Genomic DNA, 18,166 nt, shown 5'->3' with positions numbered 1-18,166 from the left:
TCGGACCTATGACCTGGCGCACCGGGCCGCGGCCCGCGGCCCGCCTAGCTCTCCCGGGGTCGCGAGGTGCTCCCGTCGGCGAAGCGGACCTGGTTCCGGCCGCCCTCCTTGGCGTCGTAGACCGCCGAGTCGGCGGCCTGCAGGAGCGACTCCAGCGAGTCCCCGTGCCGGGGGTAGAGGGCTACCCCGATCGAGGTGGTGCGGCCGGAGATGGTGGTCGGGTCGCCGCGCTTGTCGGTGCTGTCGATGCTCAGCGCGGCGATCGTGTGCAGCACCCGCTCGGCGGCCAGCTTCGCCGCGGTGTGGTCGATTTCCGGCAGCAGCACGAGGAACTCCTCACCGCCGAACCGGCCGACCACATCGGACGGTCGCGTCACCTGGTCGAGTGCCTCGGCCACCGCGCGGAGCACGTCGTCCCCGGCCGGGTGGCCGAACGTGTCGTTGATCCACTTGAAGTGGTCCAGGTCGATCATCAGCAGGGCGAGGCTGTCCTCGGCGCGGCTGGTCCTGGACAGCGCGCGCTCGGCGGATTCCGACCAGCCGCGCATGTTCAGCAGGCCGGTCTTCGGGTCGGTGCGCACGTCGTCCTGGAGCTGGTCCAGCTCGGCGAGGCGGTTGAAGACCACGGTGACCACCGCCATGATCGCCACCGTCGGCGGCATGGTGACCAGCAGGATCGCGGTCATCGCGCCGAGTCCGGTGGTCACCGCCTCCAGCAGGTTGTCCGCCTTGCTGCCGAGGATCGTGGTGGCGTTCGGCCGCGAGGTGGAGCTGACCGCGATCACCCCGCCGACGTAGATGATCTGGATCGCCTCGTAGATCGCCGCGGTGAGCACCACCAGCGCGAACTCCCGCAGCGAGCCGCCGATGGTCAGCGAGGTCCAGTCCTGCGGGCCGAGGTCGGCGAAGGCCAGGTGGGCCATCGCCGCGGCCAGGCTGTGCGAGATGGTGGAGAAGACGAAGTTGTGCGCCGGGCGGCGGGCGGTGAACCAGCGCTGCCCCCGGATAATCACCACCAATGCGACGATCAGCGGTACCGGAATGACCAGCACGGCCGGAAAGATCCACACCGCGGTGAGGTCGATCAGTACCGTTTTCGTGCGACTGCGGCGACGTTCTTCCTGCCGCTGGGTCAATTGGATGTGAATGGTCGCACCCGCCACCAGAATGGCGAACCTGATCCAGTCGAGACCGTTCGGTGAATCGGAGACGGAAAATGCGTACACCAGCCCGGTCGCGGCGATCGTCTCCATTGTCAGGAGATAGGCGATTACCCTTTTCGGGCGCTGCCAGATACCCCATGCGCGTGGGTCGAAGGGGTGTCTTTTCGCACTCGGTGCATTCTTCCCGGTTGCGGTTTCGGGCGTGTCCGGACGGCTCGCGCCGACCGGTTCCGCGGTGGGCGGGGAGCTGTCCGCCCCGGCCGCCGGAGCGGATTCACCGGCCGCCGGCGGCGGGTGGTCCCCGGGCTTCAGTGCCATCGGCGCACCTCCCGTCCACCCGGGCCCGAGCACCTGGGTAACCTTTCCGGTACGCGAGTGGGCACCGGATCGACCTTCACGACCGGTACCATCTCACGGCACCGGAAGCGCACGGCAGGTCGGGATGCGAGCCCAGGTGTTGTGACTGTCGCAACGGGGCGTGCATGAGCGAAGATGCTGCCAGCGTCTTCTTGACCGACAATGGAACGATGCGGGTGTGTGTGGTTTTGTTCCGCGAGGAGGTGTTCCCAGTGGCGGGTCGTGACTACTGATCTCTGAATGTAATGGTTTTGCGCTGGCGCATGTGCTGGGAGGTGTTCGACGTGACCGGTCGTGACTACTGACGTGGATTCCGTTGTCGATTCGCCGTGGTTGTTTGCGCGGAGGAGGTGTTTCAGGTGGCTGGACGTGACTACTGAGTTCCCGAGCGTTGCCTCGCCGCCAGTGGAGTCACTGGACGGCCTGGTGCTTATCTTGTCGGCGCCACCGGCGTCGTCGTTACCGCAGTTCATGTCAGCCCGGGACGTCCGGGTCGGACGGGTCGGCCGTGTCGCCACCACGCCGGGCGCGAGCCCATGACACGGCCAGCGGTATCCCCAGCACCACCCCCAGCGCGCCGCCGATCGCGATCGCCGCGGTGGCCGAACCGGCCAGCTGCGCGAGCGCGCCGCCGAGCGCGGCACCGATGCCCTGGGTCACCCGCAGACCGGTGCGGTAGAGCCCACCGGCGCCGCCCCTGAGCTCGTTGGGCACCCAGGTGATGAAGGTGGCCCCGACGGTGACTATGTAGGCCCCGGCGACCCCGGCCAGCGCGAGCGCGGTGAGCGCCAGCACCAGGGTCGGATCGACGGCGAAGACCAGCAGGATGGCGTTCGGCACGATGGCCAGCACGCCGATGATCCGGCGGCGGACCTCCGCCCGCACGTAGTTGGACAGCAGGAAGACCCCGAGGATGAAGCCGAGCGGGTCCGCGGCGAGCAGCCAGCCCACCGCCTCCGGCGGTGCCCCGATCTCCTCGGCCAGCGGTGCCGCGAGCCCCTCCGGGATCATCGCGAAGCCGACCAGCCAGGACAGGCCCAGCAGCACCCGCAGCCGCCGCTGCCCGGAGACCCAGCGGATGGCGCCGAACCACGGGTCGTCGCCGTTGCCCGCGGCGTCCCGGCGGATCACCCGCAGCCGGATCGCCACCGCGCTGATCGCGAAGGTGGCCGCGTCGATGGCCAGCGTCCAGCTCACCCCGATCGTGGTGACCAGCGCCCCGGCCCCGATCAGCCCCAGCAACATGGCCAGGTTCGTGGTGATGCCGCGGATGTCCTGGCTGCGCAGGTACAGCTCGTCGGAGGTGAACACCTCCCTGGTCAGCGCGTTCTGCGCGGCGTTGGCCGGCGCGCCGAACAGGCGCGCGACCACGACCAGCGCGACCAGCGCGATCAGCGGGGTGCCCGGGATCGCCATCACCCCGACCACCACCGCCTGGGCGGCGGCGCAGCTCCACAGCACGGTGCGGCGCGGGTAGCGGTCGGCCAGCTGAGCCAGGCCCAGCCCGCCGGCCAGTGCGGGCAGGTAGGTCATCGCGTAGGCGAGCGCCGCCCACAGCGGTGAGCCGGTGCGTGCGTAGACGGTGATCGCCAAGGCGACGGTGGTCAGCTGATCGCCCGCCACGGACTGGGCCTCGGCCAGCCAGAGCGTGCGGAACTCGCCGTTCCGGAGTACCGCCCGCATCCGAGGAGGAGCGTTCGTCTTCACCGTCAGTCTTCTTCCCCCCGATCGGGTGAACTTGCTCAGGCAGTGCATTGTGTCCTGCGGGTCCGAAGGCTCTGACAGTGCCTTCACCCGGACGACACGTCCGGCAACGTTCAGTATGACGTTCACCACTGCGTAGCGAGAACCCCACCTCAGTAGTAAGCCTGCGAACGTGTTCGGCCCGTTACCGAGGGTGGCGCCGTTCGGAGTGACCGAGTGACCCGTGCGGCGACATCGTTGCGCCGATCAGGCTCACTCGTTCGGCGCAGGCAGGCAGCCGTTCGTCTCCGAAGCCGCGCGCTGATGACCCTTCGTGGCCAACACTGGACGTGAGGGCCGGTCGCAGCGGGTGACCATATCCGCGCGCGCCCGGCCAGGGGACGCACAGGAGGTCCAGGGCGATGAACGGGTTGCTCGAGAACAAGGCGGTCGTGATCACCGGGGGCGGCCGGGGGCTGGGCGAGGCCTTCGCCGTGCACGCCGCGCAGGCCGGGGCCGCGGTGGTGGTCAACGACGTGGACGCCGACCTCGCGGAGCGGACCGCGGCGGGCATCCGCGCGCACGGCGGCCGGGCGGTGGCCAGCGGGCACAGCGTGGCCGACCCGGCGCAGGCCAGAGCCATCATCGACCGGTGCGTGACCGAGTTCGGCCGGATCGACGGCCTGGTCAGCAACGCCGGGCTCAACTACGAGGCGCTGCCGTGGGAGGAGGACCCGGCGCAGGTGCGCGAGCTGGTCGAGGTCAACGTGCTCGGCGTGATGTACACCGGCATGGCCGCGACCGAGGCCATGGTCGCCCAGGGCGGCGGCGGCTCCATCGTGAACATCTCCTCCGGCGCCTCGCTCGGCCAGCGGAAGCTCGGCGTGTACGCGGCGAGCAAGGGCGCGGTCGCCTCGCTGACCTACTCCTGGGCGCTGGACCTGGAGGAGGTCGGCATCCGGGTGAACGCGGTCTGCCCGCTCGCGCACACGCGGATGGTCTGGAAGTCGGAGCGCTCCCTGCGCAACTGCCCGCCGGACCGCACGCCCTCGCGCATCGCGCCGCTGGTGCTGTTCCTGCTCGGGGAGAACTCGGCGGGAATCACCGGCCAGATGATCCGCTGCAACGGCCCGCAGCTGCACATCGTCGGCCAGCCGCACCTGAAGGCGCCCATCCTGGAGCGCCCGGTGTGGGACACCGAGAGCGTGGAACGCGCCTTCGACGAGGTGTTCAGCGCGCACCTGGAGCCCTACGGCCTGGAGAAGCGCGTCCCGCCGAAGCTGCGGAAGTGGACCGAGAGCCCGGCGCGCACGGCCTGAGGAAGCGCCCCCATGCCGTGAATGTGGCTTTCACGGCCGAAATCGCCGTGAAAGCCACATTCACCGCACTCGGGTCAGGCCGTCGGGGCGGGCGCACCGGCGTACAGGTCGGCGATGGCCGGGCCGTAGCGCTCGTTGATCACCCGGCGCTTGAGCTTGAGCGTCGGGGTCAGCTCGCCGGTTTCCGGGGTCCACGCCTTCGGCAGCAGGTGGTACTTCTTGATCTGCTCGACGCGCGCCAGGCGGTTGTTCGCCGACTCGACCGCCCGGTCGATCTCGGCGCGGATGCCGGGATGAGCGGCCAGTTCGGCGGGATCGGCGGCGTCCTTCAGCTCGATGCCGTTCGCCGCGGCCCAGCCGGGCGCGATCTCGTCGTCGAGCACGATCAGCGCGGAGATGAACGGCTTCGAGTCGCCGATGGCCGCCGCCTGCCCGATCAGCGGGTGCTCCTTGAGCAGCCCCTCGATCCGGGTCGGCGCGATGTTCTTGCCGCCGGAGGTGATGATCAGTTCCTTCTTGCGGTCGGTGATGAACACGTAGCCGTCCTCGTCGACGGTGCCGATGTCCCCGGTGGCCAGCCAGCCCTCCTCGTCCACGGCGGACTTGATCGAACCGTCCGGCTGCAGGTACCCGAGGAACACGATCGGCCCGCGGACCAGCAGTTCGCCGTCCTCACCGACCTTGACCTCCACGTCGGCGACCGGACGGCCGACGCTGCCCGCCCGGAACCCGCTCGCGGTGTTCGAGGTGGCCGCGCCGGTGGTCTCCGACAGGCCCCACACCTCCTCGATCTCCACCCCGAGCCCGGCGATGAAGTAGAGGACCTCCACCGGCAGCGCGGCGGCGCCGCTGGAGGCGAGCAGGAGCCGGTCCAGGCCGAGCATCTTGCGCACCGGGGCGAGCACCGCCTCGTCGGTCTGCGCGATCCGCTCGGCGAGTTCGGCCGGGACCTCCTTGCCCGCGCTGCGGAGCTTGTAGCCCTCCTGCAGGAGTTCGTTGGCCGCGGTGAGCGCCTTGCGGTTCTCCTCTGGCGCGGCGGCGAGCATGTTCCGCAGCCCGGCGACCATCTTCTCCCACACCCGCGGCACGCCGAAGAAGCCTTGCGGGCGGACCCGCCCGAGCGCGGCCACGATGCCGCTCGGATCGGCCAGCGTGTGCACGTGCCCGGCGTAGGTGATCGGCATGTAGAGGGACAGCTCGCGCTCGGCGATGTGCGCCAGCGGCAGGTAGCCGACCGTGTCCACGTGCATCGGGGTGTCGTGCAGGTGGTGCACGGCGTAGGCCTCGTGGATGGCGTTGCGGTGCGACAGCACCACGCCCTTCGGCTCACCGGTGGTGCCCGAGGTGTAGATCATCGAGAGCGGGTCGTCCGGCGAGATCCGCTGCCACGTCTGCTCGAACACGGACGGGTCGGCGGCGTGCAGCTCTGCACCCCGCGTGCGCACCTCGGCGAGGCTGACGAACCGCTTGTCGTCCGAGGGCACCGCGTCGGCGTCCATCACCACCACGTGCCGCAGCGCGGGCAGGTCGTCGAAAACCGTGCTCCAGCGCTCGATCTCGGTCGCGCCGCCGAGCACCACCACGCCGGCCGCGCTGTGCGTGGCGACGAACTCGATCTGCTCCGGGCTCAGCGTCGAGTAGGCGGTGCAGGGGATCGCGGCCAGGTGCGTGGCGGCGAGGTCGGCGACCAGGTGCTCCGGCCGGTTCGCCGCCATGATCAGCATCCGGTCGCCGGTGCCGAGCCCGAGCTCACCGAGGCCGCGGGCCACCGCGGCGATCTCGTCGCGCAGCGCGGCCCAGGTGAGGGTCGGCAGGTCCGCGTCGTCGAGCGAAGTCAGCGCCGGGCGGTCGCCGTGCTCGGTGGCGTTGCGGGCGAGCAGCTTCGGAATGGTCTGGCCTTCGGCTTCGTGCACAACGGACGAGGACGTGGTCAACGTTGGCCTCCCTGGTCGGGTTTCGGGCCACTGTAAATGCTTGTTAACAAATGTGGAAGACCGGCTGCGCCAGACGTTGTAGCTGGTCAGGATTCCACCAACCGGCCAGACATACCGTTTGGTCGGTCCGCTGGCTGGGACGCCGGTCACGCGGCGAATGACGGTTAACTTGTCAGCAGTGCGGCGACCAGTTCCTCACCGAAGGCGGGACTGGTCAGCCGGGCGCGGGCGAGGTCGGTGACCACGTTGAGCGCCGCGTAGACCCGCAGCCGGGTCTCCGGGGCCGGTTCGTCGCCACGGGACGAGCCGACCAGCCGCACCCACTCGTCGACGTGCCGCCGCTGCGCCGCCCGCAGCGTTTCCCGGTCGCCGGGTGGGAGGTTGTCGTTCTCGGAGAGGTAGACGGAGACCAGCCCGGCCTGGTCGAAGGCGATGCGCACGTAGGTCGGGATCAGCCGTTCCAGCGCCTCACCGGGGTCGCGCGCGCCGGTCAGCGCGGTGGTGGCCGCGTCGGAGAGCCGTTCGGTGGCGCGGTGGTAGATCGCCGCGAGCAGGTCGCCCTTGCCGTCGAAGTGGCGGTACAGGCTGGAGGCGTTGATCCCGGCCCTGGTGCCGATCTCCTCCATGCTGACCGCCTGGAACCCCCGCAGGTGGAACAGGTGCACGGCCTCGGCCAGCAGCCGCTCGCGCCGCGAGACCAGTCGCAGCATCTCCTCGCGCGGGCGGTCGGCCGGTGGCTGCGGGGCGGGTGGTTCGGGCAGCGCCAGCACGGTCGCGGCCAGCTCGCGGACGAGCGCCTCCGTCCGTCCCTTCGGCAGGCTGAGGCGATGCGTGCTCAGGCTGCCGAGCACGCTGAAGGTGGCCAGGGTCAGCAGCGTCGCCGAATCCCGGTCCAGTTCCGGGCGCACGTCGAGCAGCAGCGCGCGGATCGAGCGCACGGCCACCCGGGTGCGCGCGTTCGCCGCCCGCCGCTCGTCGTCGGGGAGGTGCCGGTCCTCCCACTGGTACAGCCTGGTGACCGAGCGGCGTTCGACCGCGAACGCGGCCAGGTTCCGCAGCGCGGAGTCGAGCCGGTCGGCCGGCGTGCCCGCGTCCTCGGCCGGGGCCGCCGCGGTGGCCAGCCCGTCGGACAGCTCGGCCACCGCGTGCGCCAGTATCGCCTGCTTGGTGCGGAAGTGCCGGTAGATCGCGGGACCGGTGATGCCGACCGCGTCGGCGATCTCGTCCACCCCGACGCTGTGGTACCCGCGACGGCAGAACAGTTCGGCGGCGGCCAGCGCGATCTGCGCCTTCCGGTTCTTCGGCCGCCGGGCGCGTTCGGCCGGGGAGGAGGTCGGAGCTGCCATCGGGGGCAGCCTACGCGCCCGGCCGCCCGAGTCACCCCAGATCGACCACCTGCGGTCCGGGCGAGGCCTCGTACAGCCCGTCGATCTCGGTCCGGTACTTGTCCGCGATCGGCTTGCGGCGCAAGGACATCTTCGGGGTCAGCTCGTCGCCGCCCGGGTCCCAGGCCGACGGCACGATCCGGAACCGCTTGACCTGCTCGGCCCGGTTCAGCTTCTCGTTGCCCGCGCGGACCGCCTCGGCGACCGCCGCGCGCACGCCCTCGTTCTGCGCGGCCACCCCGAGCGACGGGTCGGACAGCCCGAACTCGCTCGCGCGGGCCGCCACCATCTCCGGGTCGAGCACCACGAGCGCGGTCACGTAGGCCTTCGCGTCCCCGATCGCCACCGCCTGCGCGACCAGCGGCGAGGCCGCCTTGAGCGCGTTCTCGATGTTGGTCGGCGACATGTTCTTGCCCGCCTCGTTGATGATCAGTTCCTTCTTGCGGTCGACGATGGTGACGAAGCCGTCCGCGTCGATGGTGGCGATGTCGCCGGTGTGCAGCCAGCCGTCGGCGTCGATCGCCTCGGCGGTCTTGTCCGGCTGCCCGTGGTACCCGGGGGTGATCAGCGCGCCGCGGCAGAGCAGTTCGCCGTCCTCGGCGAGCTTCAGCTCCACGCCCTCCATCGCCTTGCCGACCGAGCCGATCTTGAACGCGTCCGGGGCGTTCGTGGTGGCCGCGGCGGTGGTCTCGGACATGCCCCACACCTCGTACACCGGCAGGCCGAGGCCGAGGAAGTACTCCAGCGTCTCCGCCGGGATCGCGGCCGCGCCGGAGACCGCCCACCGCAGTTCGTTCAGGCCGAGCGCGTGCCGCAGCTTGCTGAGCACGATCTTGTCGGCGATCGCGTGCTGGATCTTGTCGGCGGGGGAGGGCTCGCGGCCCGAGGCCTTGGCGACCGCGACCCGGCGGCCGACGCCGATCGCCCAGTTCGCCAGGTTCCGCTTGACCGCCTTGGGTTCCGCGGCGAGCTTGGTCTCGATGCCACCGCGGATCTTCTGCCACACGCGCGGGACCGCGACCCAGATGGTCGGCAGCGCGTCCGGCAGCGCGGCGGCGATCGCCCTCGGGTCGTCGACGCAGGTGATCTGCACCCCGCGCACCAGGTTGAGGTAGTGCGCGGACATCCGGTCGGCCACGTGCGCGCTGGGCAGGTACGAGGTGATCCGGTCGTCCAGGCCGGGTTCGAGGTGCGGCAGCAGCGCGCGGGCCTCGGCCATCACGTTGGCGTGCGTGATCTTCACGCCCTTCGGCGGCCCGGTGGTGCCCGAGGTGTAGATGAGCGTGGCCACGTCACCCGGCTCCACGGCCTGCCACGCGGCTTCGAGGTCGAAGTCCTCGGCGCCCGCGGATTCCAGCTGCGCCAGGGTGATCGCGCCCTCGGCTTCCCCGTCGACCACCACCAGGTGGTCCAGTTTCGCGCCGGCGGCGGTGATCCGGTCCAGGAACTGCTGTTCGGTGATCACCACCCGGTTGCCCGCGTTGCCGAACAGGTAGGCGATCTGCTCGGGGGAACTGGTGTTGTAGATGGAGAACGGCGTCGCGCCGAGGTGCAGGGCGGCGGTGTCGACCAGGTGCGCTTCCGGCCGGTTGCTCAGCATCATGCCGACCGTGGCACCGCGGGTGACACCGTGCGCGGCGAGTCCGGCGGCCAGCGCGCGCACGCGCTTCTCGTACTCGCGCCAGGTGATGTCCTGCTTCCCACCGGGTACGCGGAGGGCCACCGCACCGGGGCGCAGGCGCGCCGTCCGCTGGAAGGCCTCACCGAGGGTGCGCACCGTGCCGCCCGCCGGATGCGGGCACTCGACCCCGTCCGTCATCACTGACCTCCGCTCGTCTCCTGCGATTGGTGCAGGCTAATAGCGCAGCGTGAAAACGGACACCGCCCCGATGGTCACAAGGCGGCCACGAACCGGTCGGGCAGGGCGGTTTCGGGCTCCCCGTCGAGCAGGCCGCGGCGCCGGAGTTCGGGGCGCACGCCCTCGCCGAACCAGTACGCCTCCTCCAGGTGCGGGTAACCGGAGAGCACGAACTCGTCCACGCCGAGCGCGTGGTACTCCTCGATCAGGTCGGCGACTTCGCTGTGGCTGCCCACCAAAGCGGTGCCCGCGCCACCGCGGACCAGGCCGACCCCGGCCCACAGGTTGGGGTGAATTTCCAACCCGCGCACGCCCGCGTCGAGCTTTCCGCCGTGCAGCGCCACCATCCGCCGCTGCCCGACCGATTCGCTGGCGGCGAGCTGTTCCTGCGCCTTGGCCACCTGCTGCGGGTCGAGCGCGTCGAGCAGCTTCCGCGCCTCACCCCAGGCTTCGGCCGAGGTGTCGCGGGAAATCGTGTGCAGCCGGATGCCGAAGCGCGGGGTCCGGCCGAGGCGCGCGGCGAGTTCACGCACCTTGCCGATCTTCTCGGCGACCTGGTCCGGTGGTTCGCCCCAGGTGAGGTAGACGTCGGCGTGCTTGGCGGCGACGGGCAGCGCGGCAGGCGAGGAACCGCCGAAGTACACCGACGGCACCGGATCCGGTGGGGCGAGCAGGGTCGCGCCCTCCACCTTCAGGTGCTCGCCGTCGAAGTCGAACGGCTTCCCGCTCCACACCCCGCGCACGATGGACAGGAACTCGTCGGTCCTGGCGTACCGGGCGTCGTGGTCGTGCCAGTCGCCGAACCGGCGCTGTTCGATCGCGTCGCCGCCGGTGACCACGTTGAGCAGCAGACGCCCGTCGGAGAGCCGTTGGTAGGTCGAGGCCATCTGCGCGGCGAGCGTGGGGGAGATGACGCCGGGCCGGAAGGCGACCAGGAACTTCAGGCGCTGGGTCTCCCGGATCAACGCCGCCGTGCTCAGCCACGCGTCCTCGCACCAGGTGCCGGTCGGCGTCAGCACCCCTTCGAAGCCGAGGTGCTCGGCGGCCCGCGCGACCTGCGCGAGGTAGTCGATGCTCGGCTGTCGCTGCGCGCTCGGGCCGAGGGATCGGTTGGCGTGGAAGCGTTCCACGATGGTCCGGCCGTCACCGGTGGTGGGCAGGAACCAGTGCAGGCGCACGCTCATCTGTCACTTCTCCCTTGCTGATCGCAGGTCTTCCGAGTAGCGCTGGTCGGCGAAGGCGGCGAAGTCGATCGCGCCGGGGATGAGCTTCTCCTCGGAGAAGGCGTTCGCCAGGTCCTGCTGGGACTTGAGCACCTGGTCGTCCAGCGCGACCGGCAGTTCCACGCCCCGGGCGGTGGCGGCGTTGGTGACCTCCGGCTTGAGCCCGGTTTCCGCGGCCCACGCGGCCGCCCATTCGGGGCGGTGCGTGTCGGCCCACTTCTGCGCCTTGGCCACCCTGGCGACGTACTCGCGCAGGGCGGAGTTCTTGCCGGGGTCGGCGAGCGCGTCCCGGCCGGCCACCTGGAACACGTACCCGTTGGTCTTGCCCACCCCGTCGGCCAGCACGCGCGCGTTCGACTCCTGCTGCGCCTGCGAGGTGTAGGGATCCCAGACGGCCCAGGCGTCGATGGCCTTCTGGTTGAACGCGGCGAAGGCGTCGGCCGGCTGCAGGTACGACAGCTTGACGTCCTTTGTGGACAAACCGGCGGCACGGAGGTTGTAGAGCACCTGGCCGTGTGCGGAACTGCCCTTGGCCACGCCGATGGTCTTGCCCTTCAGCCCGGCGAGGTCCTGGACCGGCGAGTCCGGCGGCACCAGCAGCGCGTCGTCGAAGACCGGGGCCTGCGCGGCGGCGACCACGGAGATCTTCGCGTCGGCCGCGGCGGCGAAGATCGGCGGCGTGTTGCCGACCCGGCCGATGTCGATGGCGCCCGCCGAAGCCGCTTCCAGCAGCGGCGGCCCGGAGGTGAAGGTGGAGAACTCGATCTTGTACGGCAGGTCGCCCAGCAGTCCGGCCGCGGTGAGCAGGGACTTCACGCCACCCTTCTGGTCACCGACCTTGAGCGTGACGTTCGCCAGTTCGGCCGGGCTGACCGGCGCCGGTACCGCCGCGGTGGTGGACTCCGCCTGCCCGCCGCAGCCCGCCAGCGCCGCCACCGCGGCGAAGGCGACGAGAGTCCTAGTGGGCTTGCGCATGTTCGGTCACTCCTAGATCGGCCAGCACCCGTGTGCGGGTCTCGAGGTGGTCGGCGAGCTGCCGCGGTCTGGGGTGGGTCAGCACGTGCTCGGCACTGATGCGGCCGTCGTCGAGCACCAGCACGCGGTCGGCCAGCAGCAGTGCCTCGTCCACGTCGTGGGTCACCAGCAGCACCGCCGGGTGGTGGCGCTGCCAGAGGTCCTCGACCAGCCGGTGCATGGCCAGCCTGGTCAGCGCGTCGAGCGCGCCGAACGGTTCGTCGAGCAGCAGCAGGTCCGGCTCGCGGACCAGCGCGCGGGTGAGCGAAAGCCGTTGCGCCTCACCGCCCGAGAGCGTGCGCGGCCAGTCGTCCGCGTGCTCCTCCAGCCGGACCTCGCGCAGCGCGCGCAGGGCGAGCTCGCGATCGGTGCCGTGACCGGGCAGGCCGAGCACGACGTTGCGCCACACCCGCCGCCACGGCAGCAGCCGCGGTTGCTGGAACGCCACCGAAACCGTGCCGCGCACGGTCGCCGAACCGCCGATCGCGGTGTCCAAACCGGCCAGTACGCGCAGCAGGGTCGACTTGCCGGAGCCGCTGCGGCCCAGCAGGGCGACGAACTCACCCCGCTCGATCCCCAGTTCCAGTCCATTGAGGACGGTGCGCTGGCCGAACTCCCGGCTCAGCCCGCGCACCTCGACGATCAGATCCCGCGCCATCGCAGCGCCCTTCCTTCCAGCAGCCGGACCAGCGCGTCGGTGGCCAGCCCGAGTGCGGCGTAGACGATCAGCCCGACCACGATCACGTCGGTGCGCAGGAACTCGCGCGCGTTGTTGATCAGGTAGCCCAGCCCGGCGTCCGCGTTGACCTGCTCGCCGACGATCAGCGAGAGCCAGGCGATGCCGAGCGACTGCCGCAGCCCGACCAGGGTCTGCGGCACCGCGGACGGCAGCACCACGTGCCACAGCCGTTCCGCCCTGGTGTACCCGAGTGCGGTGGTCGCCTCGACGAGCTGGTCGTCCACCGTGCGAATTCCGGAGTGGACGTTCAGGTAGAGCGGGAACGCGACGCCGAGCGCCACCAGCACGATCTTCGGCGTCTCGCCGATGCCGAACCACAGGATGAACAACGGGATCAGCCCGAGGAAGGGGAGCGTGCGCAGCATCTGCACCGGCGGGTCGACCAGCAGGTTTCCCCACCGCGACAGGCCGGCGACGATGCCGAGCACCACGCCGATCGAGGCGCCGATGGCGAACCCGATCAGCACCCTGGTGACCGAGACGGCGAAGGCTTCGCCCAGCTCACCGGTGCCGGCCACCTCGACCCCCGCCTCCAGCACGGTCAGCGGGGAACTCAGTTTCTCCGGTGGCAGCAGGCCCGAACTGCTGGCGAGCTGCCACAGCACCAGCAGGGCCACCGGGCTGATCCAGCGCAGCAGGCCCGAATGCTTTGCAGGCACGACAAAATCTCCCGTTCAGCCGCGGGATCGTTGGCAGGGATGGGATATCTGGTGAAGCTGCGGCTGAGTCTGGTGCGCGCCCGGAGGCCGGGCAAGGACTCCCGGATGATGGACCGGGTCGGGGTTGAACTTCGTTCAAGACCGGGGCGTTTTCACGACGATGGTCGGGAACCGGCTCCCCGGGCCCAGTGGCGCGCTGCGCGGAACGGCGCAGCCGGTTCCACCGTCCGATCGGAAACATCGGGCGGTGCTCCGGCGACTATTCGGGAGCGGTCTCCAATTAGTCCGCGCGCGCGTTACGGATATCACCGTGAAAAGTTCTGGTGACGATTCTCACCGCAACTTCATTGACGATCTTGCCGGATGCACACAAAATAGCGGGTGCGCGAATTCCGCGCCTCCCGCGCACCGGTCACCGGCCCGTGCGCCGACCCGTCGGCGTGCGGTATGCTACCCGACGGTAATATGCCGTGACCAGGGCGTCGCGCCCGGTAGTCGGCAGGCTGCGCGACGCGAGGGAGGACCGGCCGAAAGGGGCTGTCCGTTGACTCAGGTTGGCCTATTTCCGCTTGGATCTTTCGGCGGTCAAAGATCAACCGACCGGTTGGTCTGTACGGAGTAGCGGATTTGACTCCCGCTGGCCCCGCTGCCTAATGTCTTTGCCGCCAAGCGGCCCGGGGACAGTTCGGACGAGCTGATCCGGCTAGCTGAGCCCGGGTGTGGGGACCCGGGATCGACTCATATCAAGGAAGAAGCCGGAAGGAAAACGGACCGCGGTGAAGAAGCACCCCACTCGGCGAAGCTCGTCGATCCGCTCACGCGTACTCGCCATCGCCCTCGTCCCGAGCATCGCCCTGCTCGCCGTCGGCGTCGCGCTCTCCGGCTACCTGGTCTTCGACGCGGTCCAGGTCCGTGACAAGGCGAACCAGGTCCGCGACATCGAGCGCCCCGCGGTGCTGTTCTTCGCGAACTTCCAGGAGGAGCGCAGGCTCAGCCTGAAGGAACTGGCCAGTCCCGGTTCGGAGCGCGCGGCGCTCGGCCCGCAGCGCACCAAGGTCGACGCGGCCGCGCAGGAGGTCCTCTCCCGCCTGCAGGCCATGTCCGGCGACGCGGCCCCGGACGTGCAGAAGAACATCGTCGGCGCGGCCACCCAGCTCGGCCAGCTGCCGCAGTTCCGCCAGCAGATCGACAACGGCCAGCCGCAGCTGAGCGAGGCCTACGGGTACTACAACGGGATCATCGACCTGTTCACCGACGGCCTCAACGGCCTCGCCCAGGACGCGCCGAACGCCCAGATCGCCTTCCTCCGGGTCATCGCCGTGCCGCTGTTCTCCAGCGCCGACCGGATGCAGCGCGGCGACGCGCTCGCTGCGGCCGGGGTGGCCGGCGGCGGTCTCACCGAAGCCGACTTCCGCACCTACATCGGCGAGATCGGCGCCTACCGCGCCGAACTGACCGGCGCGGTGACCCGGATGCCCGCCGACGTCAAGGCGAAGTACGACCAGTTGCTGGCCAGCCCCGCCTGGAACACCGTGACCACGGTGGAGAACGCCTTCCTGCGCGGCAACCAGACCGTGCTGCCGGTGCCGGAGGAGGAGTGGCGCACCGCCGCCCGCGACGTCGGCAGCGCGCTGATGGGCCTGTTCATCCAGCAGAGCGGGCAGGCCACCACGCTGGCCATCGACGACGCCGACGACACGCTGGTCACCTCGATCATCGCGGCCGCCGTCGCGCTGCTGGTCGCCATCGCGGTGTTCCTCTTCGCCCTGCGCCTGTCGAACCGGCTCATCGGCAGGCTCGCCCTGCTGCGCGAGGAAACCCTCGACATGGCCGACACCAGGCTGCCGGAACTGGTGGACCGGGTGCGGGCGGGCGAGGACGTCGACCTCGACCAGGACGTGCGCTTCCTCGACCACGGCTCGGACGAGATCGGCCAGGTCGCCGCGGCGTTCAACCGGGCCCAGCAGACCGCCATCGCGGCCGCCATCGACGAGGCGAAAACCCGTGAGGGCACCAAAACCGTCTTCCTCAACATCGCCCACCGCAGCCAGGTCATCGTGCACCGCCAGCTCAAGGTGCTGGACCAGGCCGAGCGCAAGCAGGAGGACCCGGACCAGCTGGACACGCTGTTCCAGCTCGACCACCTGTCCACCCGCGCCCGCCGCAACGCGGAGAACCTGATCATCCTCGGTGGCGGTCAGCCGGGCAGGCAGTGGCGCAAGCCGGTCAGCCTGGCCGCGGTGGTCCGCGGTGCCTCCGCCGAGACCGAGGACTTCACCAGGGTCGGCGTGGCGAAGCTGCCCCAGGTGGCGATCAACGGGCCGGTGGTCGGCGACCTGGTGCACCTGCTCGCCGAGCTGATCGACAACGCCACCTCCTTCTCCCCGCCCGAGTCCCGGGTGGAGATCCGCGGCAACGTGGTCGGCCGCGGCGTGGTCATCGAGGTCGAGGACCAGGGCCTCGGCATCGAGCCCGACCACCTGGCCGAGCTGAACGAGATGCTCACCGATCCGCCGGACTTCGGCATCATGGCGCTGTCCGACGAACCGCGGCTCGGCCTGTTCGTGGTGGCACGGCTGGCCGTGCGCCACGGCATCGCGGTCACCCTGCGCGAGTCCGCATACGGGGGCACCAGGGCGATCGTGCTGGTCCGGTCGGAGCTGCTCGGCACGCTCGACGAGCCGGAACCCGATGAAGACGACGTCGACGTGCCCCGGCAGCAGGAGCGGCGGCCGCTGCGCCGCCCGGAGCAGCCGCTGCTGGGCAGCACGCCGTCCTCGACCTCGCTGCCGCCCATGCCCAAACTGCCCCAGCCGCCCGAGCGCCCGGCGCCCGAGGCGACCCCGCCGTGGCCGACCGAGTCCCAGGCCAACGGCAGACTGCCCGAACCCCCGCCGCGCGAGCGCGAAGACCTGTTCCGCCCGCGGCACCAGCTGCTCCCGCCCGAGCCGCCGCCGGAGAACGGCAACCGGCCGCCGGAGGTCCGCCGTCCGGCGGAAGCCCGGCCGGCCGAGTCGCGGCCCCTGGAGTCCCGCGCGCCGGAGTCCCGGCCGACCGGGGACGCGCGCCCGCAGCAGCCGCGCCGTCCCGGTGCCGCCGGGCCCGCGGCCGCGGCCCCGCCGGGGCGCCCGCCGCTGCCCCAGCGGCGACGGCAGCAGAACCTGGTGCCGCAGCTGAGAAACGACGGACCTGCGCAAATCGATGAGCAGGAGTGGGAGGAACCAGCCGACGGGGCCGAACAGGCCCGCAACCGGCTGGCCGCCTTCCAGCAGGGCACCCGCCGCGCCAGGGAGCAGGACTTGGGCAGGCACGACAGGTATGGAGAACGAACCTAATGGTCAACGCCGGAGTCAGTGAACTCGACTGGTTGCTCGACGACCTGGTCAAGCGGGTGGCGGGCGCCGACCGTGCCGTGGTGCTCTCGGCGGACGGGCTGCTGATCGGCCGTTCGGGCAATCTGTCCGAAGAGGACGCCGAGCACCTGTCCGCGGTGGCCTCGGCCTTCCAGAGCCTGGCCAGGGGTACCGGCCGCCACTTCGGGGGCGGTAACGTGCGCCAGACCATGGTGGAGATGGACCACGCCTTCCTCTTCGTCACCGCGGCCGGGCGCGGGGCGTGCCTCGCGCTGCTCGCCGCCGAGGACGCGGACATGGGCATGGTCGCCTACGAGATGAACCTGATGGTGAAACGGGTCGGGGCCGTTCTCACCGCCGCACCGAGAAGCGCGGCCCCGCAGCGCACCTCGCCATGACCCCGCGCCACGAGGCCTGGTTCGACGACCCGCTGGTCCGGCCGTACGCGGTCACCGGCGGGCGCACGCGGTCGGAGAACGTCTCGCTGGACCTGATCACGCTGGTGGTCGCCATGCCCTCGATCGCCGAGGCGGCGGGCATGGACCCGGAGTACGGCCAGATCGTGCGCCTCTGCCAGCGCCCGATCTCGGTCGCCGAGGTGGCCGCCAGGGTCGATCTGCCACTGCCGGTGGTCAAGGTGCTGCTGTGTGATCTGATCGAGCAGAACCTGGTGCTCTTCCGCACCGCGGCCCCGTTGACCGAAACCCCCAACAAACACGTACTGCAGGCGGTTCTTGATGGCATCCGGAAACTCTGAGGCCCGGCGCGGACTGACCGCAACCGCGGTCAAGATCCTCATCGCCGGTGGCTTCGGGGTCGGCAAGACCACGATGGTCGGCTCGGTCAGCGAGGTACCCCCGCTGCGCACCGAGGAGCTGATCACCGAGGCCTCGGCCGGCGTGGACGACCTGTCCGGGGTGGAGGCGAAGACCACCACCACGGTGGCACTGGACTTCGGCCGGATCACCATCAACCAGGACCTGATCCTGTACCTGTTCGGCACGCCGGGGCAGGACCGGTTCTGGTTCATGTGGGACGAGCTGGCCACCGGCGCGCTCGGCGCGGTGGTGCTGGCCGACACCCGGCGGCTGGAGAGCTGCTTCGCCGCGGTCGACTTCTTCGAGCGCCGCGGGCTCCCGTTCATCGTCGGCGTCAACTGCTTCGACGGCGCCTACCGGTACGGGACCGAGGAGGTGCGCGCCGCGCTGGACGTGGACCCGTCGGTCCCCCTCCTGCTGTGCGACGCGCGTGATCGCGAGTCCACCAAGCAGGTGCTGATCGTGCTGCTCCAGCACCTGCTGGCGGGCAGCGAGCTGGCCGAAAGCGTGCCGTTCGCGCGCTGATCTCACGTTCCGCGCCGTCCCCGCGTCTACCCGGTACAAAGGGTTTTCGACGAAGGGGACAGGACATGGTCGTAGAACGCACCCCCGCGCGAGGTCGCGCCGGTCACTGGGCTGAGGCGCGCCAGGTCGCCCCAGC

Annotated in this window: 14 protein-coding genes; 5 read left to right on the top strand and 9 right to left on the bottom strand. The window is 70.6% G+C overall.

The features are described from left to right. Positions 1–44 precede the first annotated feature (44 nt). Positions 45–1,253 carry a GGDEF domain-containing protein gene (locus JYK18_RS03425; protein ID WP_242578929.1) on the bottom strand — a complete coding sequence of 403 codons (1,209 nt, stop codon included), beginning with the start codon at positions 1,251–1,253 and terminating at the stop codon, positions 45–47. A gap of 741 nt (positions 1,254–1,994) precedes the next feature. Then, positions 1,995–3,203, bottom strand: coding sequence for an MFS transporter (locus JYK18_RS03420; RefSeq protein ID WP_206800670.1), 1,209 nt, complete (start codon positions 3,201–3,203; stop codon positions 1,995–1,997). Between the two features lie 422 nt (positions 3,204–3,625). Here JYK18_RS03420 and JYK18_RS03415 point away from each other — a divergent pair, with 422 nt between their 5' ends. Then, positions 3,626–4,522, top strand: a complete 897-nt coding sequence (locus tag JYK18_RS03415; protein ID WP_206800669.1) for an SDR family NAD(P)-dependent oxidoreductase — start codon at positions 3,626–3,628, stop codon at positions 4,520–4,522. Between the two features lie 74 nt (positions 4,523–4,596). Here JYK18_RS03415 and JYK18_RS03410 read toward each other — a convergent pair whose 3' ends face one another. The 7 genes from JYK18_RS03410 to JYK18_RS03380 form a co-directional block, all read right to left on the bottom strand. After that, entirely contained in the window at positions 4,597–6,456 is a 1,860-nt protein-coding gene (locus tag JYK18_RS03410) for a long-chain fatty acid--CoA ligase (RefSeq protein ID WP_206800668.1), read from the bottom strand. 164 nt (positions 6,457–6,620) lie between these two features. After that, positions 6,621–7,802: a TetR/AcrR family transcriptional regulator gene (locus JYK18_RS03405; RefSeq protein WP_206800667.1), complete on the bottom strand. Its 1,182-nt coding sequence runs from the start codon at positions 7,800–7,802 to the stop codon at positions 6,621–6,623. Positions 7,803–7,833: 31 nt separating this feature from the next. Further along, positions 7,834–9,660, bottom strand: coding sequence for an AMP-binding protein (locus JYK18_RS03400; RefSeq protein ID WP_206800666.1), 1,827 nt, complete (start codon positions 9,658–9,660; stop codon positions 7,834–7,836). Positions 9,661–9,734: 74 nt separating this feature from the next. Next, positions 9,735–10,883: an LLM class flavin-dependent oxidoreductase gene (locus tag JYK18_RS03395; protein ID WP_206800664.1), complete on the bottom strand. Its 1,149-nt coding sequence runs from the start codon at positions 10,881–10,883 to the stop codon at positions 9,735–9,737. A 3-nt stretch (positions 10,884–10,886) separates the two neighbouring features. After that, a complete protein-coding gene (locus JYK18_RS03390; RefSeq protein WP_206800662.1) occupies positions 10,887–11,897 on the bottom strand; it encodes an ABC transporter substrate-binding protein in 1,011 nt (336 codons plus the stop codon). Further along, positions 11,881–12,594 (bottom strand): ABC transporter ATP-binding protein, encoded by a 714-nt coding sequence (locus JYK18_RS03385; RefSeq protein WP_206800660.1) that lies wholly within the window; start codon positions 12,592–12,594, stop codon positions 11,881–11,883. Before JYK18_RS03385 ends, JYK18_RS03390 begins: the two co-directional genes overlap by 17 nt. After that, a complete protein-coding gene (locus tag JYK18_RS03380; protein WP_307795766.1) occupies positions 12,579–13,334 on the bottom strand; it encodes an ABC transporter permease in 756 nt (251 codons plus the stop codon). Before JYK18_RS03380 ends, JYK18_RS03385 begins: the two co-directional genes overlap by 16 nt. 776 nt (positions 13,335–14,110) lie before the next feature. On the opposite strand from JYK18_RS03380, the gene JYK18_RS03375 reads away from it, so the two are divergent. The 4 genes from JYK18_RS03375 to JYK18_RS03360 are packed head-to-tail and all read left to right on the top strand — an operon-like array spanning position 14,111 to position 18,030. Beyond that, the gene (locus tag JYK18_RS03375) at positions 14,111–16,669 is read left to right on the top strand and encodes a nitrate- and nitrite sensing domain-containing protein (RefSeq protein ID WP_206800658.1); all 2,559 of its coding nucleotides are present in this window, start codon (positions 14,111–14,113) and stop codon (positions 16,667–16,669) included. Then, positions 16,669–17,085, top strand: coding sequence for a roadblock/LC7 domain-containing protein (locus JYK18_RS03370; RefSeq protein WP_113693929.1), 417 nt, complete (start codon positions 16,669–16,671; stop codon positions 17,083–17,085). Before JYK18_RS03375 ends, JYK18_RS03370 begins: the two co-directional genes overlap by 1 nt. Then, positions 17,082–17,444: a DUF742 domain-containing protein gene (locus JYK18_RS03365; protein ID WP_153029808.1), complete on the top strand. Its 363-nt coding sequence runs from the start codon at positions 17,082–17,084 to the stop codon at positions 17,442–17,444. Before JYK18_RS03370 ends, JYK18_RS03365 begins: the two co-directional genes overlap by 4 nt. Further along, positions 17,425–18,030: an ATP/GTP-binding protein gene (locus JYK18_RS03360; RefSeq protein WP_153029809.1), complete on the top strand. Its 606-nt coding sequence runs from the start codon at positions 17,425–17,427 to the stop codon at positions 18,028–18,030. Before JYK18_RS03365 ends, JYK18_RS03360 begins: the two co-directional genes overlap by 20 nt. Positions 18,031–18,166 lie beyond the last annotated feature (136 nt).

Source organism: Amycolatopsis sp. 195334CR (genome assembly GCF_017309385.1).
In the GTDB taxonomy this organism is placed as follows: domain Bacteria; phylum Actinomycetota; class Actinomycetes; order Mycobacteriales; family Pseudonocardiaceae; genus Amycolatopsis.
Note: the sequence above shows the minus strand (reverse complement) of the source record. Positions and strands in the feature narration are given on the sequence as shown.

Excerpts from the sequence above, each read along its gene's own strand:
- JYK18_RS03425 (WP_242578929.1), bottom strand. The coding sequence starts at position 1,253 with ATGGAGACGATCGCCGCGACCGGGCTGGTGTACGCATTTTCCGTCTCC.
- JYK18_RS03420 (WP_206800670.1), bottom strand. The coding sequence starts at position 3,203 with ATGCGGGCGGTACTCCGGAACGGCGAGTTCCGCACGCTCTGGCTGGCC.
- JYK18_RS03415 (WP_206800669.1), top strand. The coding sequence starts at position 3,626 with ATGAACGGGTTGCTCGAGAACAAGGCGGTCGTGATCACCGGGGGCGGC.
- JYK18_RS03405 (WP_206800667.1), bottom strand. The coding sequence starts at position 7,802 with ATGGCAGCTCCGACCTCCTCCCCGGCCGAACGCGCCCGGCGGCCGAAG.
- JYK18_RS03400 (WP_206800666.1), bottom strand. The coding sequence starts at position 9,660 with ATGACGGACGGGGTCGAGTGCCCGCATCCGGCGGGCGGCACGGTGCGC.
- JYK18_RS03395 (WP_206800664.1), bottom strand. The coding sequence starts at position 10,883 with ATGAGCGTGCGCCTGCACTGGTTCCTGCCCACCACCGGTGACGGCCGG.
- JYK18_RS03390 (WP_206800662.1), bottom strand. The coding sequence starts at position 11,897 with ATGCGCAAGCCCACTAGGACTCTCGTCGCCTTCGCCGCGGTGGCGGCG.
- JYK18_RS03385 (WP_206800660.1), bottom strand. The coding sequence starts at position 12,594 with ATGGCGCGGGATCTGATCGTCGAGGTGCGCGGGCTGAGCCGGGAGTTC.
- JYK18_RS03370 (WP_113693929.1), top strand. The coding sequence starts at position 16,669 with ATGGTCAACGCCGGAGTCAGTGAACTCGACTGGTTGCTCGACGACCTG.
- JYK18_RS03365 (WP_153029808.1), top strand. The coding sequence starts at position 17,082 with ATGACCCCGCGCCACGAGGCCTGGTTCGACGACCCGCTGGTCCGGCCG.
- JYK18_RS03360 (WP_153029809.1), top strand. The coding sequence starts at position 17,425 with ATGGCATCCGGAAACTCTGAGGCCCGGCGCGGACTGACCGCAACCGCG.